We start from the raw sequence: 15,125 nt of genomic DNA, 5'->3' as shown, positions 1-15,125 counted from the left end.
TTAGGTGACGCACAACGATTCGTATATGAAGCGTGGCAACCGAATGGGAGCTATGATTTCATATATATTGTTGTGCTTTTGTTATTTTTCTTGTAGTCGTTTAATATCCTCTTTTATATTATCAATTAGCTTTTGCATAATAGGTTTGATCTTCTTTAATTCGTCCAAGTACTTTCTCAATGTATATCTAGCTTCTGATTTCAACGCCCCATATAAATGTTTATCACTAATTATTTTTTGTTTGTCTCGATCAGTTAATCTTTCCCACATTTCAACATTGTTGTTAAAGAACCAAGATGAAACTCTTTCATCATGCGTTTGCTCATAGTAATCTTGAAGGTCTTTAACATATTGATAATTGTTCCCATAAAGAGTTAGCAATTCTAATTTTATGCTATCGTTTGATAAAATATCCAAGCCTGAGGATTTCAAATTTTCAAAGGCAACTGTATTTAGAATCAAATCCCATGACCCAAGCATTTGAAAGAATAGTTGTCGAATTGAATCGTTACTTATTTCGTTTCTTGCATAAAGTCCAGTTTCGAGAAGTTCAAATGCTTGGATTTGTCTTTCTGTTCTTTCAATGCAAGGAGATATCTGATTAATTAAATCATCATTTAAATTTCGTTGAATATTTTTAAGATGATTTATTTCTTTTTGAGTATCTATTCTACCTTGGTTCCAATTGTTAATTTGCAGAGCAATTAAAATTCCGATCACAACAAGAATAATTTCCCCAGTTGCGTATAATAGATATTTACTGAATTTGTTTTCAGTCAGAAGTTTTTGTCTAATTTTCCTGAAGAATTTTATCATTGGTCAGCGGGTTTGGTCATAATGAAGCACAACAATTGGCTAAACGTAATATTACGTTTATCCCTTTTTTATCAATACCCTATAAAATTCTTACAAATTACCCTAACTACCAAGTATATCAACTTAAAAGCGCGATGTAAATGAGTACAAATGAATATAAACGGCTACAAAATAAGTCTCTCCTCTGCTCTAGATCGCCATCAGGTCTAAAAAGGGTAGCGTTTTTGTCACCTTCCAAGGCTGAACCCACCACTAAAGCGGATGTTCTTGATGATAGGGGATCAAAAGGGAAACTACGGCATTATAACTTTTAATCCCTTGGGTTTGGTTGTTCGCTTTCAAAAAAGTGTTGAAAATAGATTTAAAGACAGGTTCCATAGGGTTTTCGAACGATTGCCAAAAATAGGCCATTTCCTCAAAATTCCGTTGGGTTCCCGGGTGTATGGTGGCATATAATTCCTCGAATTTCGTTTCATCGTTTCTTCGGATATCACTGAGACAATAGCTTAAAGCATAGGCATAAGCGGCATACTGAAAATAGATATCCGGATTATGCATCGTGGCCAAATACCCTATAAAATTCGTCTCATTTTCCGCGGAATACCCCAATTGGTGCCCTATTTCATGACCTGCAACCACAGGAAACCTAAAATTGGGTAGACGGGCATTTACTTGTCCTTCATGGGTAAACGGGTTCAGATAACCGCCGTATCCCATATAACTTAACCCCGTACTGAAAAGCGATTTTTTAATGCTTGGAATTTTATAGGCAAGAAACGGATAGGTATTCTCTAACCGGCTATACCCGATCAGGGTTTTTTCAAAAATCTCATTTTTAGTATACGGGATCTCAACCGCACGTGCCGTATCTTTCGTAATGCTGAATTGCAATGCATTCGTTTTTATGATCAGGGCTTTGGTCAAATCCATAAGTCCTGCTTCGGAATTTTTATCCTCCAAAGCGAATTTCTGGGCGATGGGGAGTCGGTAGTAGTTAAGCCCCCACAGTAGGTGAAAAGAGAAATAGGCGATCGAAAGAACAAAAACAACATTTCGTATAAAACCAAAGGGATAGGTCTTGATTTCCAATCGTTGTTTATATACATATCGAAGGGCCAAAAGGGCCAGGATAAAATAGAGGACATCGCCAATCGAGAATGGGATCCATCCATATAAAATTCGAAAGAATTTGGATATCCATGGATAGATGCCTTCACTATAATAACTCTCGATAAGTTCAGGATATTTGCCCAACCACTTAACGAGTATGATCTGCGGAATTAGCGATAACGCTACCCAGTTTTTGATTTTATAGACCATTAGGCCAAAAATAGGGATTAATACCCTAAAGTTGCTGGCTATAACGTATTTTTGAACAACAAATCAAAAAAGTATGAGCAAAGAAGTTAGACAGTTGGAACCAAAAAGTGTATGGAATAAATTCGCTGATTTAAATCAAGTACCAAGACCTTCGAAAGAGGAGGAAAGGGTGATTCGGTTTATGTTGGATTTTGGCAAATCGCTTGGCTTGGAAACCTTTTCCGATGACGTTGGTAATGTCATTATTCGAAAACCGGCCACCGCAGGTATGGAAGATCGTAAAAAGATTACCCTGCAATCCCATCTCGATATGGTGCATCAAAAAAATGCGGATACCGATTTTGATTTTGATACGGAAGGAATAAAAATGTACGTTTCCGGAGATTGGGTAAAGGCTAAGGGTACCACCTTAGGAGCTGATAACGGCTTGGGTGTTGCTACCATCATGGCATTATTGGAAAGTACGGATATACCCCATCCTTTTATCGAGGCCTTGTTCACCATTGATGAGGAAACGGGCATGACAGGGGCTATGGGCCTACAGGCAGGGGTATTGGAAGGGGAGATTTTGTTGAATCTCGATACGGAGGATGATGATGAACTCGATATAGGATGTGCAGGAGGAATTGATGTAACGGCCCTTCAAAGCTATACGGAAGAAACTCCCAGTACCGATGGTGTGGGTTTTTTACTAACGGTAAAAAATTTGAATGGGGGGCATAGCGGTATGGATATCCATAAGGGATTGGGCAATGCCAATAAGATAATGAACCGTTTGCTTTTCAATGCCATGGAAGAATTCGATATTCAGCTCTCTGAAATTGATGGGGGTAGTTTACGGAATGCTATACCCCGCGAGAGTTTTGCGAAAATAACAGTGAACAAGGCCCAAACCACAAAATTTGAAGCCTCATTCAAGAAATGGGCAGATACGATCAAGGCAGAGCTGTCTGTGAATGAGCCGGACTTGACAATTACGATGTCCACGACGGATCTACCTGCTAAAGTGATGCCAAAAGGTTTACAAGAAAAGTTGGTTAAGGCTATTTATACGGCCCATAATGGGGTTTATGCCATGAGTGCAGCCATTCCTGATTTGGTCGAAACGTCGAACAATATCGCCCGCATTATCGTAAGGAAAGGACAAATAAAAATAGGGTGCCTAACAAGGTCTTCGGTGAACTCGGCTAAAATGGATCTGGCGAATGCGCTTAAATCGGCATTTGAGTTGGCCGGTTGTACCGTATCATTCAGTGGGGATTATCCAGGCTGGAACCCGAATCCAGATTCGGCCATATTAAAGGTCTTGGAACGTAAATACGAGTCCCTTTACGGGGCAAAACCCCAAGTGGTAGCCTGCCATGCCGGCTTGGAATGTGGTATTTTAGGTCAAAACTACCCGGATATGGATATGATCAGTTTTGGTCCGACCATTAAAGGGGCACATTCCCCGGATGAGCGTGTGAGCATCTCCTCAGTTCAAAAATATTGGGGATTCGTCCTAGAAATTTTAAAGGATATTCCAAAGCGGTAGCTCATTTTTGCGTTTGTCCAAATGCGAATTAACACAATCTTCAGGGTCTGCTATTTAAATTTTATTAACTTTAAGTAATTGCAAAATAAATTGTTATGGGTATTAAAAGTTTTCAAGGGGCACGAAAGAACCAACAATCGAATGAAGAAGATATTCCCTTTAAGGTGAAAGACTTCATGAGCACGAAGTTAATTACGTTTAGGCCCGATCAGTCGGTTGAAGAGGTAATCGATTCTTTGATAAGCAATAAAATTTCGGGTGGTCCCGTGGTCAATGATAAGAATGAGTTGGTAGGGATCATATCCGAGGGGGATTGTATTAAACATATCAGCGAGAGCAGGTATTATAACATGCCTCCGGAAGATGATAGGATTGAAAGCCGTATGGTGAAAGATGTTGAGACCATCGATGGTGAAATGAACATTTTTGATGCAGCGAATAAATTCCTGAACGACAAACGCAGACGGTTTCCTATTGTTGAGGACGGTAAGTTGGTCGGGCAAATATCGCAGAAAGATATTCTAAAAGCGACCATAATGATGAAATCGCAGAATTGGAAAAAGTGATTTAATCGTCGTAATTCGGATTTTTAGCTTTTAATTCGTCCCGAACCAACAAACCTGCTGGGGTAATCTCACTTGCTTTCCAACCTCCCATTGCACTGGCCCTAGGTAGTAGTGCAGCTGAATTCTCTTCCTTATCCGCAATAGACCAATTGCACCATGATATTTGATGGTCATCCAAAAAATCCCACCAAGAATTGGTTTCTGCCACATCGACATAACCATCGCCCGTATATTCGGTAACTCCAAACTCAGTGACAAAAAGGGCCAAATTGGCGTCGAGGGCCTGTTGGGCCAAACTCCGCAGTTCTTCTTTATGGGAAGCTGCATAGTAGTGTAGGGCATAGGCGACGTTCTTATCTTCGACCGCATTTCCGATGACCGCGTCTACACGTTGTGACCATGACGGTGTACCACAGATAACAATATTGTCCACATCATGTTCCCGAATGGCCCCGATGACTCGTTCATGATAGGGTTTTAATACCTCGTTCCACGAAACATTCTCCAAAGGTTCATTATAGATTTCATAAATAAGATTTGGTTTGTCCCCATATTTTTGCGCCACTTCGGAAAAAAAAGTTTTGGCCTCCTCGGTAAAATCTTCGGCATGATGACTATGCCAATCGACGATTACATAGATACCCTCTGCAATGGCGGCATCGATGACCGTGAATATTTTTGCTTTTTCAACCTCTTTATTAAAGAGATACCCCCCATCTTCGTCTACGCCCATCGATGCGCGGACAACGGTACATTGCCAATCTCTTTTTAGCCACTGAACGACTTCTTTGGTATAGTATTGTCCCATCCATTGGCTCCAAAAGAGCGACATACCCCTTAATTGTATGGGATTTCCTTCCTCGTCTAAAATCTTGTTACCTTCAATAGACAGTTGTCCATGTGTTTCAACAATGGAGGTAGGAACCACCTCTTGTTCAGGGGTCGTTTTTGGTTTGCTACAGGAGCCCGTAACCATTGCGCCAAGGAAAAAAATGAGGAAGAAGAATCTATTTTTCATAAGGGAACCTTTTTTGATCGACAATAATCGACAATAAAGGTATAACAATACGGGCAATCTAGAATTACCGATATGTCAACATGTAATAAGAAACCCCTAAGCCTTTTCAAGACCTAGGGGTAATTTTGTTCTTAATTTTATCGATTATTCGACGACACCTGTTATTTCGATATCAAATATCAAACTTGAATTAGGGGGGATGGGTCCGCTACCGCTTTCACCCAATCCTAAATGTGGAGGCATGAATGCACGAATTTTATCGCCTACCTTCATGGTTAAAAGCGCTTCCTTAAATCCGGGGAATAATGGTGCTTCCGGACTATAAAGCATAGGTACCGCCTCATAGCCACGTCCCATCTTTCTTCTTTCATTGAATTTGAGGAACTTTTTGGCCACCGCTTCATCATTACTGTCAAAAAGGGTCCCATCTTCCAAATATCCTGCATAAATGACTTTCACCTGGTTACCAATATTCGGTTTTTCCCCAGAACCTTCAACAAGGTTCAAAAGCTGTAATCCCGATGGGAAGGCTTTGGCTTTCTTTTTGTCTGCGGCCAATTCCGATACAAATTCGGGCAACATCTTGTCAAAAGCTGCTTGTTTGGCCTGGTTTTCCTTTTCTTCTTCCGCCAACCTCTTTTTCTCGGCATCGAAATAATCGGTCATCACCTGCACAGCATCGAATGCTTTGGCCTCTTTTCCATTTCGAATAATTTCAACGGTATTCATGACCACATCGACAACGGGCTTATTTTTTTGAGGAGCTTCGGAGGTGGCCACATTGGCAATGGAGTCAACCACATCCAAACCTCTAATGACTTCGCCAAATACTGTGTGTACGTTATTTAACCAAGGGGTAGCTTTGTGGGTGATAAAGAACTGGCTACCATTTGTTGTTGGGCCACCATTGGCCATAGATAAAACCCCTTTCTTATCATGCACTAAGGAGTCATTGAACTCATCTTTGAATTTGTACCCTGGATTTCCAGTTCCCGAACCCGTGGGATCGCCCCCCTGAATCATAAAATCTTTCATAACCCTATGAAAGATTACACCGTCGTAATATCTTTTACCCTTGTATTGTTCACTTACAAAAGGACTTTTACCTTCTGCCAAGGACACAAAATTTGCTACGGTAACCGGGGTTTTCTGGTACTCCAATTTAACGACGATATCACCTTTGGTGGTTTGGATGTCAGCAAAAAGGCCATCGCCCAAATCCGTGTATTTACTCGATTTACAACTGACCAACGCTACAAGTAGGGTCAGTAGGAAAAGCACGTTTTTTTTCATTATAATGGGTTTAATTTTGAATACTATTTTGTTGTTTTTCGATCTGTAAAAGGGTTACTGTTACTTTTAACGGAACATTGACCCCGATTTTATTGTTGTCCCCATGGTATCCATAGGCCAAGGAAGAAGGAAATAGGAATGTGGCCGTTTCTTTCTCCTTTAATATTTTGATGCTATTTCGTAATCCGGGAAAAAGCTCTTGTTTGTCTACTTTGTACTTGAAAATCCCGATATCATCCATTGAGTAAATGGTATCGTTATTGAATCCCATGACAGTGTAGGTCATGGTAACCAGGTCATCGGGCTGGGGGGTATAGGTGTCCGTCTCATTTTTCTGGGTATAGTAGTACCAAGCTCCAGTACTGCTATGACTGTAGTCGTGTATGGAATCCCTTTTGATGATTTCCTGGATCGCACCTTCTTCCAACGCCAAAAGTTTTTTACTACGTTCAATGGAGGCATTGATACTACCGGTTTTTATTTGTACCGGGCGTCTTGGCTCAGGGCCTCCACAACCTACGAATGCAATAGCCATTAAAATGAAAAGTAGTTGTCTCATGGGTTTAATTGTGCCTTGTATTCTTTTAAGATTGAAACAAAATATTCGATGGTTTCTTGTAGCGAGACATCACTACGCCCACCGGCAGCATTGGTATGGCCACCGCCATTAAAATGTTTTCTGGCAAACTCATTCACCGAGAATTCACCCTCGGAGCGGAACGAGATTTTTACGATACCTTCTTCCTTATTTTCAATGAATATTACCGCGAAAAAGATACCGTGAAGGGTGAGTCCGTAATTGACAAAGCCCTCAGTGTCCCCTTTCTGATACCCATAGGTTTCCAATTCATCCTGGCTAAGGGTAATATAGGCCGTATTATATTCTTCTAAAATAACCATGTTCTTTAGGGCACAGCCTAACAGATGCAATCGATTTGGCGTATTCGTGTCATAGACCAGATTATGTGCTTTTGTATTTTCTGCGCCTTTATCGATCAACGCAGCCACGACCCTATGTGTTCTGCTGGTTGTTGAAGTATATTTGAATGAACCTGTATCTGTCATGATACCCGTATATAGACAGATGGCCATTTCCGGATTTATTTTTTCGTCATCGCCCAAGAACTCTATGAAATTATAGATCATCTCACAGGTTGAACTCATACTCACATCCGAATACATATAATGGGCATAATCAGATGGGGCCTGATGATGATCGATCATGATAAAGGTGGCCTGACTATCATTAAGGATGGCTTCCATTTGCCCTATACGACCCAAATGGTTGAAATCCAAGGTGAATATGACCGTGGCTTCCTCGATCAATGCCTTGGCTTGTGAATTCTCCTTTTCAAAATTCAGGATCTGTTCATGGCCTGGCATCCATTTTAAGAATTTAGGATAATCGTTCGGGACAACAATATGAACTTTCTGCCCTTTAGTTTTAAGGTAATGCCATAAAGCCAAGGTAGAACCGATCGCATCACCATCTGGATTCTTATGTGGAACAATAACTATGTTCTGGGGTTTGGAAAGTAGATTGCTTACCGCGTTTATGTCCTCTAAATTCATGCGCGCAAAGATAGTAATCTAGTGCGGACTTTCCTCATATTAGATTATTTTTAGATAGTAGACCTATAACCAAAATAGGGGGGTATTTTATTGCTACTGCCAGTCTAACTATTGTTAACAATTTGTAAATCAAGTAATTAATTCGTTTGAAGTACTATGGGATCTAACAAATTTGGTTCTTATAAAACATGATAAGGTAAATGATCTTAAGGCTAGACCAATGCTACGGCCTGTTACAAATCGATTTATCCTCGAAAATCATTGTATTCAGTAAGTTGGGTAATCGCGATTAGGTGTCGGGGCAGTTGCAACAATCCTATTAATTCTTGCCGTATTAGGAATAAAATGTATTTTTGCGCAAAATTTTACAAATGACGACAAACAGAACGTTTACGATGATTAAACCCGATGCGGTTGAAAAAGGATACATAGGTGCCATATTAGAGAAAATCACTTCTGCAGGATTTAAGATCGTGGCCATGAAATATACGCAGTTGAACAAAAGGGATGCTGAAAAGTTTTACGAAGTACATAAGGAACGTCCTTTTTTTTCGGATTTGGTCCAATTTATGACCAGGGGTCCCATTGTTTCGGCAATCTTGGAGAAAGAAAATGCCGTGGAGGATTTCAGGGCACTCATCGGTGCCACTAATCCTGCGGATGCAGCCGAAGGTACCATTCGTAAATTGTTTGCTTCCAATATGGCCGAAAATGCCGTACATGGTTCCGATAGTGATGAAAATGCAGCTATTGAAGGGGCATTTCATTTTTCAGGACGGGAGATATACTAAGCGTAGTACATCTTTTAAACCTTGGAGGTTTATTTTATCTTAAAACTATTTTTTTTACCAAATCGTTCCCAAGTTCTTCATTGAGCATCTCAATGATTTTTGATTTGCCTAAGCTTAATTCTTCCCGGAGTACCGATGAGGATAAGGAAACGTACAATGTCCCATTACGGAGTTCTATGGCTGTGGTATAATTGTTAACTCCATTGCCCATAAGTTGTACCCAGGCTTCACGGGCATTTACTTTATCGATACCTTTTTGCAGCTTGTTTGCTTGTATAAAGTCCTTTAGGGCTTCCCGTAAGGGTAGGTTGTCATTTTTTCGCTTGGCCATTATTTTTGCACATTGACAGGTTTGAAACGTTTATAACTATAGGTGATCTTATCTGCATTGGTCACTGAAAAGGAATTTTCATTTAAGGCTTCAAGTGTCTCGACCCACTCACTGAGTTTCGTTTTATAGTGCATTTCAAAGCCGTTTGATCTCTCGGTAAGGTTGAATTTCTCGACGTCGTTTGAGGTGTCGAAAGTACCATCCAAATTGGGATATACCTTTTTTCTGAATCCGGATAATTCTTTTACTTCAATATAATCCACGGTGGTATTGATCGTATATGTCTTTGTTTGTCCATTGGCCATGATCACTTTTTCTATTTCCCAATACCCATTCAATAGGGTCAGGTCTTCCTGGGAGATTTTATTTTGACATGCACTCAGCAGCACAAAGATTCCAAAAAATAATAATCGTTTCATCTTACAATTTAAATATTTTATAGGATTGATGTATGTTCTTTACAATATTCTCGGTACGTTCGGCATGGGTGTCGCTAATGAAAATCTGACCAAAATTCTCATTGTCTACCAAGCCTACGATTTGGGCGACCCGATGCTCATCCAACTTGTCAAAAATATCATCCAATAAGAGGACCGGTGTGGTTTTCGCCTGTTCTTTTAAAAAATGGAATTGGGCAAACTTCAGGGCGATCAGAAACGATTTTTGTTGTCCTTGGCTTCCGAATTTCTTAATGGGATGACCCGCTATCTCAAAATTCAGGTCATCTTTATGGATCCCTACACTAGTGTACTGTAATACGCGGTCTTTATCTATGCTCCTGGATAGCAGCCCGAGTAGGTCTTCGTGCAACAATTTACTGTCATAGCTCAGCATCACTTCTTCGTTGTCCCCTGAAATCGCACTATATTGTTCCTTGAAAATGGGGATGAAGGTTTTAATGAAATTCAACCGTTTTTCAAAGATGGCCGTACCATACGTATTTAATTGTTCATCATAGACCGCAAGTGTAGAGGCGTCGAAGTTATGGTTGGCTACAAAATATTTAAGTAGTGAATTTCGCTGAAGAAGTACTTTATTGTAATTGATCAGTGTGTTTAGATACTCCTTGTCTGACTGGGAGATGACCCCATCGATGAACTTTCTTCGGGTATCACTGCCTTCGATAATAAGGTCCCGGTCCGCCGGTGAAATAATGACCAGGGGCAATAACCCGATATGATCTGACAAACGGTCATAGGCCTTGCCATTTCTTTTGATGATTTTTTTCATTCCTTTCTTAAGGGAACAAACGATTTTTTCTTCCCTATCGGAATTTTCGAATTCACCCTCAATAACGAAAAAGTCTTCCCCATGTCGTATATTTTGGGAGCCTATCGGATTGAAATATCCTTTACCGAACGATAAGTGGTAAATCGCATCCAAGGCATTGGTTTTTCCTACCCCATTTGGACCAACGAAGCAATTGATCTTACTATCGAATTCGAAGTTTTGGGAATCGAAATTTTTATAATTGATGAGCGATAATCTCTTAAGAAACATGGTGGAAACCTCGGTTTTTTTAATATTGGAACAAGGGTATCTCGCGAAATATCAAAAATAACGAATAAATACCGCTTCGGATTTCAATAAAAACTTTATTTTTGCGCGATCAATAAAATTACCAATGGCAACATATAAAAAGCGCGGTTTTAAACCTAAAAATAAACTTGAAGGACAAAAGTTGGATGAGCATGAGAGCACAACAGCGGAGGTGTTTAGTACCTTGGATGAAAGTGCTTCGAAGACCGAGGAATGGGTTTCTAAAAACCAGAATTATATTCTTGGGTTCATTGGTGTTGTTGCTATCGCGGTTTTGGGATATTTAGCGTACCTCCAGTTTATTCAAAAACCGAAGGAAGCGGAGGCCACGAATGAGCTTTTGTATCCGCAACAATATTTTGAACAAGCCTTGAATGCGAATACAGCCAAGGATTCATTGTATAATTTAGCACTGAACGGGGCCGAAGGCAAGTATGGATACTTGGATATCATCGAAGAATACCCAGGGACAAAAGCGGCCAATTTGGCGAATTACTCTGCCGGAATGGCTTATCTTGATATGAACAAGTATGAGGATGCAATTGCCTATTTGGAGAAATTTTCCTCGGATGATGATATTTTAGGCGCCTTGGCAAAAGGTGGTCTGGGAGATGCCTTTATGCAGTTAGGCCAGCCTAAGGATGCCTTGGGATTCTACGAAAGTGCCTATAAACACAGTGAAAATGACTTTACAACCCCTAAATTCCTTTATAAATCAGGAGTTACGGCATTGGAATTAAAGCAAAATGAGAAAGCTTTGGGGTATTTCCAGAGGATAAAGGATGAGTTTCCTACTTCGAATGAGGCCAACACCATAGACGCTTTTATAGGTATGGCCAAAAGCTCCAAATAATGGCCACGGCAAACAAAAATTTATCGGAATATGATAAATCCACCATCCCAAATGCGAAGAACTTTCGTTTTGGGATTGTTGTTTCTGAATGGAATGCCGACATCACAGAGGGACTTTTCAAAGGGGCACATAAAGCACTTATGGATTGTGGTGCCACCAAAGAGAACATTATACGTTTAAATGTCCCGGGTAGCTTTGAGCTAATCTTTGGTTCAAAAAAAATGATTACGACACAGAATGTCGATGTTGTAATCGCGATTGGTAGCGTAATACAAGGCGAGACCAAACATTTCGATTTTGTATGCAGTGCCACGGCCCAAGGAATCAAGGATTTGAATGTACTTTATGATACTCCGGTCATCTTTTGTGTGCTCACCGATAATACCATGCAACAGGCAATAGACCGTAGTGGGGGTAAACATGGCAACAAAGGGGCTGAAGCGGCTATTGCGGCCATAAAAATGGCAGCTATTATCAAATAAGGCTTATTTCGGCAGCATTTTCCAAATTATTTCCCGATTTTTTCAATCAGCCGTACTGTTAACAAATTTTGGCAATACGTATACGGCATATTTTTTGATTTTAAGTAACTTTGAAAATAATGGGTATACTGAGGAAAATAACACGGATCGGAAAGAACAGGAAGTTCGACTACAAGCCCCGTTTCTATGATGATAAGGGTAAGGGTAATCCCTTCAAGATTGAACCAAAATTCGATAAATACCGCACCACAGTGAATACCCCTAGAGGAATAAAAGGGAAATTAAATTCGGCCATAGACGATATTAAGAGGGAAGGGGACCGAAATTTAAAAATACGTATGACCGTAATCATAGCGGTTTTGGTTCTTATTTTCCTTTATATTATCGATTTTGACATCTCCATATTCTTTAATCAATAATGGCGGATATCATAAAACTTTTGCCAGACCATGTGGCCAATCAAATAGCTGCAGGTGAAGTGGTGCAACGTCCCGCATCGGTTGTTAAAGAACTCCTGGAAAATGCCATTGATGCCGGGGCGACTTCTATAAAACTTATTGTAAAGGAAGGGGGTAAAAACCTTATTCAGGTTATCGACGATGGTATAGGAATGTCGACTACAGATGCCCGAATGGGATTTGAACGGCATGCCACATCCAAAATCCAAAAAGCGGAGGATCTTTTTAACTTGAGCACTAAGGGATTTCGAGGGGAGGCATTGGCATCCATAGCGGCTATCGCCCATGTTGAAATGCAGACAAAGCCAGAACAGGAAGAGATGGCAACCCATATACGCATCGAGGGTAGTGAAGTCAAATTCCAGGAGGTTTGTGTAGCTCCAAAAGGTACCTCGATGTCCGTGAAGAATTTGTTTTTCAATATACCTGCCCGCCGTAATTTCTTGAAATCGAATCAGGTGGAACTTCGTCATATTACCGATGAATTCCACAGGGTCGCTTTGGCCCATCCGAACATCGCCTTTGTTTTTTATAACAATGGAAGCGAACTTTTTAATTTGCCGAAAGCGAACCAAAGACAAAGGATCGTACATGTTTTTGGCAGTAAGACCAATGAAAAGCTAGTTCCTGTTAATGAGGACACCCAAGTGGTCAAGATATCCGGTTTCATCACTAAGCCCGAGTTTGCCAAAAAGAGTAGGGGAGAACAGTTTTTCTTCGTGAATAATCGTTTTATGAAAAGCCCCTATTTGCATCATGCGGTATTGGCGGCCTTTGAGGGATTGATAAAATCGGATGCCTATCCCGGTTACTTTTTGTATTTGGAGGTTGATCCCGCATCCATAGATATCAATATACACCCTACAAAAACGGAAGTTAAATTTGATGATGAGCATACGCTATATGCCATCCTTAAATCAACGATAAAGCATAGTCTAGGGCAGTTCAGTGTGGTTCCTGCATTGGATTTTGAACAGGACCAAAACCTTGAAACACCATACAATTATAAGGATAAACACGCAGTTCAGCCTAGAGTAACCGTAGATAGGGGGTTTAATCCTTTTCAGGACGTAGCTCAAAGATCACCCAATACTACCTACAAAAAGCAAAGTACCGAAGGATGGGAGAAACTCTATGAAGGATTGGGAGACACTGAGGGTCGGGAAGATGGCTTTAGTAGCCTTAAATTTGAGTCGGAATCGATTACCGGGTCTATTTTCGATACCTCACAAGACAATTTGGAATCCCTTGCGACAACACTTCAATTGCGTAGAAAATATATTGTCACCACTATTAAATCGGGTATGGTGGTCATAGACCAGAACAGGGCCCACCAACGGGTACTCTATGAGCGATTTTTAAAAAATATTACCGTAGATGAGGCCATTAGCCAGCAATTGTTGTTTCCTTTGAAGTTGAATTTTTCCAAGACCGATATCGAGGTCTTAGAAAATATTAAAGAGGGCCTAACAACTGTTGGTTTTCTATTTTCGAAAATCGAAGGAGAGGAAGTATGCATAACCGGAGTGCCGCCCATTGTTTCTGAAAGTGAGGTTGGGATGGTGTTAGATCAGTTGATTTCCGATTTTCAAATGCAGGTCGTCGAGGATAGTTTTTCCCAGACGGATGTACTTTCTAAAACCTTGGCGAAGACCTTGGCGGTCAAGACTGGGGAAGTGTTGAACAATGCATCGCAATTGGCATTGGTGAACGATCTTTTTGCTTGTAAGGAATCCAGATGGAGTCCATTTAACAAACCGGTATATGTAACCATAACCGAAAATGATATTGATAAAAAATTTATTTAGATGGGCAGGATGACTGATGCTATTAAGCATTTATTGATTTTAAATGTACTTTTTTTCGTAGCTACCTCACTATACGGTGAGCAAATGTATGAATGGTTTTCACTTTGGTTTCCAAAAAATGAAAATTTTGGATTATGGCAAATGGTTTCCCATATGTTCATGCATGGTGGATTGGCACATATCGGTTTCAATATGTACGCCCTATGGGCCTTTGGAACGCCTTTGGAACGGATGTGGGGTAGGAATAAATTTTTGTTTTTTTACTTTTCGGCAGGCCTTGGGGCAGCACTGATCCATACAGGGGTGAACTATTACTATTTTAATGAAGGGCTGGAGGCATTGGTAAATTCGGGAATTGCCAAAAGCCAGGTTATGGAAATTATTGCCGGAGGCCAATACAGTCCTGCCTGGTATGATATCGCCTCAAAAAGCACCATAGATAACTTTTTAAGTGCTTATAATACGCCGGCAGTGGGCGCCTCCGGTGCAATTTACGGCGTGCTGGTCGCCTTTGGGATGTCGTATCCGAATAGTGAACTTTTCCTTATTTTCTTACCCATTCCCATCAAAGCAAAATTTTTCATTCCGGTATTAATCGGCTTGGATTTATTCTCAGGGGTAACCGGGTATGGTATATTTGGCCAAGGAATAGCCCATTTTGCCCATGTCGGGGGAGCCGTTGCCGGTTTTATAATGATGTGGTATTGGAAGAAAAACCAATTCAATAAAAACCGTTGGAATTAA

17 protein-coding genes are annotated in these 15,125 nt (G+C 40.5%); 8 read left to right on the top strand and 9 right to left on the bottom strand.

From position 1 onward, the window contains the following. Positions 1-81 precede the first annotated feature (81 nt). The gene (locus HPE63_RS04600) at positions 82-816 is read right to left on the bottom strand and encodes a DUF6090 family protein (RefSeq protein ID WP_188313038.1); all 735 of its coding nucleotides are present in this window, start codon (positions 814-816) and stop codon (positions 82-84) included. A gap of 252 nt (positions 817-1,068) precedes the next feature. Then, positions 1,069-2,136, bottom strand: coding sequence for a DUF3810 domain-containing protein (locus HPE63_RS04595; RefSeq protein WP_188313037.1), 1,068 nt, complete (start codon positions 2,134-2,136; stop codon positions 1,069-1,071). Positions 2,137-2,209: 73 nt separating this feature from the next. On the opposite strand from HPE63_RS04595, the gene HPE63_RS04590 reads away from it, so the two are divergent. Both HPE63_RS04590 and HPE63_RS04585 read left to right on the top strand, forming a co-directional pair. Beyond that, the gene (locus HPE63_RS04590; protein WP_188313036.1) at positions 2,210-3,670 is read left to right on the top strand and encodes an aminoacyl-histidine dipeptidase; all 1,461 of its coding nucleotides are present in this window, start codon (positions 2,210-2,212) and stop codon (positions 3,668-3,670) included. Positions 3,671-3,765: 95 nt separating this feature from the next. Then, positions 3,766-4,236 (top strand): CBS domain-containing protein, encoded by a 471-nt coding sequence (locus HPE63_RS04585; RefSeq protein ID WP_188313035.1) that lies wholly within the window; start codon positions 3,766-3,768, stop codon positions 4,234-4,236. 1 nt (position 4,237) lies between these two features. Here the strand turns inward: HPE63_RS04585 and HPE63_RS04580 are convergent, their stop codons facing one another. The 4 genes from HPE63_RS04580 to HPE63_RS04565 form a co-directional block, all read right to left on the bottom strand. After that, the gene (locus tag HPE63_RS04580; RefSeq protein ID WP_188313034.1) at positions 4,238-5,254 is read right to left on the bottom strand and encodes a glycoside hydrolase family 5 protein; all 1,017 of its coding nucleotides are present in this window, start codon (positions 5,252-5,254) and stop codon (positions 4,238-4,240) included. A 144-nt stretch (positions 5,255-5,398) separates the two neighbouring features. Next, positions 5,399-6,547 carry a peptidylprolyl isomerase gene (locus HPE63_RS04575; protein WP_188313033.1) on the bottom strand — a complete coding sequence of 383 codons (1,149 nt, stop codon included), beginning with the start codon at positions 6,545-6,547 and terminating at the stop codon, positions 5,399-5,401. A 10-nt stretch (positions 6,548-6,557) separates the two neighbouring features. Beyond that, positions 6,558-7,106: a gliding motility-associated peptidyl-prolyl isomerase GldI gene (gldI, locus tag HPE63_RS04570; protein ID WP_188313032.1), complete on the bottom strand. Its 549-nt coding sequence runs from the start codon at positions 7,104-7,106 to the stop codon at positions 6,558-6,560. Beyond that, a complete protein-coding gene (locus HPE63_RS04565) occupies positions 7,103-8,119 on the bottom strand; it encodes a DHH family phosphoesterase (protein WP_188313031.1) in 1,017 nt (338 codons plus the stop codon). The genes gldI and HPE63_RS04565 overlap by 4 nt, the downstream gene beginning before the upstream one ends. Before the next feature lie 371 nt (positions 8,120-8,490). On the opposite strand from HPE63_RS04565, the gene HPE63_RS04560 reads away from it, so the two are divergent. After that, complete coding sequence (locus tag HPE63_RS04560) at positions 8,491-8,910, top strand: nucleoside-diphosphate kinase (protein WP_188313030.1); 420 nt, start codon at positions 8,491-8,493, stop codon at positions 8,908-8,910. Positions 8,911-8,944: 34 nt separating this feature from the next. On the opposite strand, the gene HPE63_RS04555 is transcribed toward HPE63_RS04560, so the two are convergent. Genes HPE63_RS04555 through recF form a run of 3 tightly spaced genes read right to left on the bottom strand, consistent with a single transcriptional unit; the run spans position 8,945 to position 10,741 of the window. After that, positions 8,945-9,241, bottom strand: coding sequence for a DUF721 domain-containing protein (locus tag HPE63_RS04555; RefSeq protein WP_188313029.1), 297 nt, complete (start codon positions 9,239-9,241; stop codon positions 8,945-8,947). After that, a complete protein-coding gene (locus tag HPE63_RS04550; protein ID WP_188313028.1) occupies positions 9,241-9,660 on the bottom strand; it encodes a hypothetical protein in 420 nt (139 codons plus the stop codon). Before HPE63_RS04550 ends, HPE63_RS04555 begins: the two co-directional genes overlap by 1 nt. Before the next feature lies 1 nt (position 9,661). After that, positions 9,662-10,741, bottom strand: a complete 1,080-nt coding sequence (gene recF, locus HPE63_RS04545) for a DNA replication/repair protein RecF (protein WP_188313027.1) — start codon at positions 10,739-10,741, stop codon at positions 9,662-9,664. Between the two features lie 124 nt (positions 10,742-10,865). On the opposite strand from recF, the gene HPE63_RS04540 reads away from it, so the two are divergent. From HPE63_RS04540 to HPE63_RS04520, 5 genes are all read left to right on the top strand, one after another. Next, positions 10,866-11,633: a tetratricopeptide repeat protein gene (locus HPE63_RS04540; RefSeq protein ID WP_188313026.1), complete on the top strand. Its 768-nt coding sequence runs from the start codon at positions 10,866-10,868 to the stop codon at positions 11,631-11,633. Continuing rightward, positions 11,633-12,115, top strand: a complete 483-nt coding sequence (ribH, locus tag HPE63_RS04535; protein ID WP_188313025.1) for a 6,7-dimethyl-8-ribityllumazine synthase — start codon at positions 11,633-11,635, stop codon at positions 12,113-12,115. Before HPE63_RS04540 ends, ribH begins: the two co-directional genes overlap by 1 nt. A 119-nt stretch (positions 12,116-12,234) precedes the next feature. Continuing rightward, the gene (locus HPE63_RS04530) at positions 12,235-12,534 is read left to right on the top strand and encodes a riboflavin synthase subunit beta (RefSeq protein WP_188313024.1); all 300 of its coding nucleotides are present in this window, start codon (positions 12,235-12,237) and stop codon (positions 12,532-12,534) included. Beyond that, the gene (gene mutL / locus HPE63_RS04525) at positions 12,534-14,381 is read left to right on the top strand and encodes a DNA mismatch repair endonuclease MutL (protein WP_188313023.1); all 1,848 of its coding nucleotides are present in this window, start codon (positions 12,534-12,536) and stop codon (positions 14,379-14,381) included. Before HPE63_RS04530 ends, mutL begins: the two co-directional genes overlap by 1 nt. Next, complete coding sequence (locus HPE63_RS04520; protein WP_188313022.1) at positions 14,382-15,125, top strand: rhomboid family intramembrane serine protease; 744 nt, start codon at positions 14,382-14,384, stop codon at positions 15,123-15,125.

Source organism: Maribacter arenosus (assembly GCF_014610845.1).
Taxonomy (GTDB): Bacteria; Bacteroidota; Bacteroidia; order Flavobacteriales; family Flavobacteriaceae; genus Maribacter_A; species Maribacter_A arenosus.
This window is presented reverse-complemented; position numbering and strand designations above follow the sequence as displayed.

Coding starts and splice junctions, on each gene's coding strand:
- HPE63_RS04595 (WP_188313037.1), bottom strand. CDS start 2,136: ATGGTCTATAAAATCAAAAACTGGGTAGCGTTATCGCTAATTCCGCAG.
- HPE63_RS04555 (WP_188313029.1), bottom strand. CDS start 9,241: ATGGCCAAGCGAAAAAATGACAACCTACCCTTACGGGAAGCCCTAAAG.
- HPE63_RS04600 (WP_188313038.1), bottom strand. CDS start 816: ATGATAAAATTCTTCAGGAAAATTAGACAAAAACTTCTGACTGAAAAC.
- HPE63_RS04590 (WP_188313036.1), top strand. CDS start 2,210: ATGAGCAAAGAAGTTAGACAGTTGGAACCAAAAAGTGTATGGAATAAA.
- gldI (WP_188313032.1), bottom strand. CDS start 7,106: ATGAGACAACTACTTTTCATTTTAATGGCTATTGCATTCGTAGGTTGT.
- HPE63_RS04560 (WP_188313030.1), top strand. CDS start 8,491: ATGACGACAAACAGAACGTTTACGATGATTAAACCCGATGCGGTTGAA.
- HPE63_RS04580 (WP_188313034.1), bottom strand. CDS start 5,254: ATGAAAAATAGATTCTTCTTCCTCATTTTTTTCCTTGGCGCAATGGTT.
- HPE63_RS04540 (WP_188313026.1), top strand. CDS start 10,866: ATGGCAACATATAAAAAGCGCGGTTTTAAACCTAAAAATAAACTTGAA.
- HPE63_RS04530 (WP_188313024.1), top strand. CDS start 12,235: ATGGGTATACTGAGGAAAATAACACGGATCGGAAAGAACAGGAAGTTC.
- HPE63_RS04575 (WP_188313033.1), bottom strand. CDS start 6,547: ATGAAAAAAAACGTGCTTTTCCTACTGACCCTACTTGTAGCGTTGGTC.
- mutL (WP_188313023.1), top strand. CDS start 12,534: ATGGCGGATATCATAAAACTTTTGCCAGACCATGTGGCCAATCAAATA.
- HPE63_RS04565 (WP_188313031.1), bottom strand. CDS start 8,119: ATGAATTTAGAGGACATAAACGCGGTAAGCAATCTACTTTCCAAACCC.
- HPE63_RS04550 (WP_188313028.1), bottom strand. CDS start 9,660: ATGAAACGATTATTATTTTTTGGAATCTTTGTGCTGCTGAGTGCATGT.
- HPE63_RS04520 (WP_188313022.1), top strand. CDS start 14,382: ATGGGCAGGATGACTGATGCTATTAAGCATTTATTGATTTTAAATGTA.
- recF (WP_188313027.1), bottom strand. CDS start 10,741: ATGTTTCTTAAGAGATTATCGCTCATCAATTATAAAAATTTCGATTCC.
- HPE63_RS04585 (WP_188313035.1), top strand. CDS start 3,766: ATGGGTATTAAAAGTTTTCAAGGGGCACGAAAGAACCAACAATCGAAT.
- ribH (WP_188313025.1), top strand. CDS start 11,633: ATGGCCACGGCAAACAAAAATTTATCGGAATATGATAAATCCACCATC.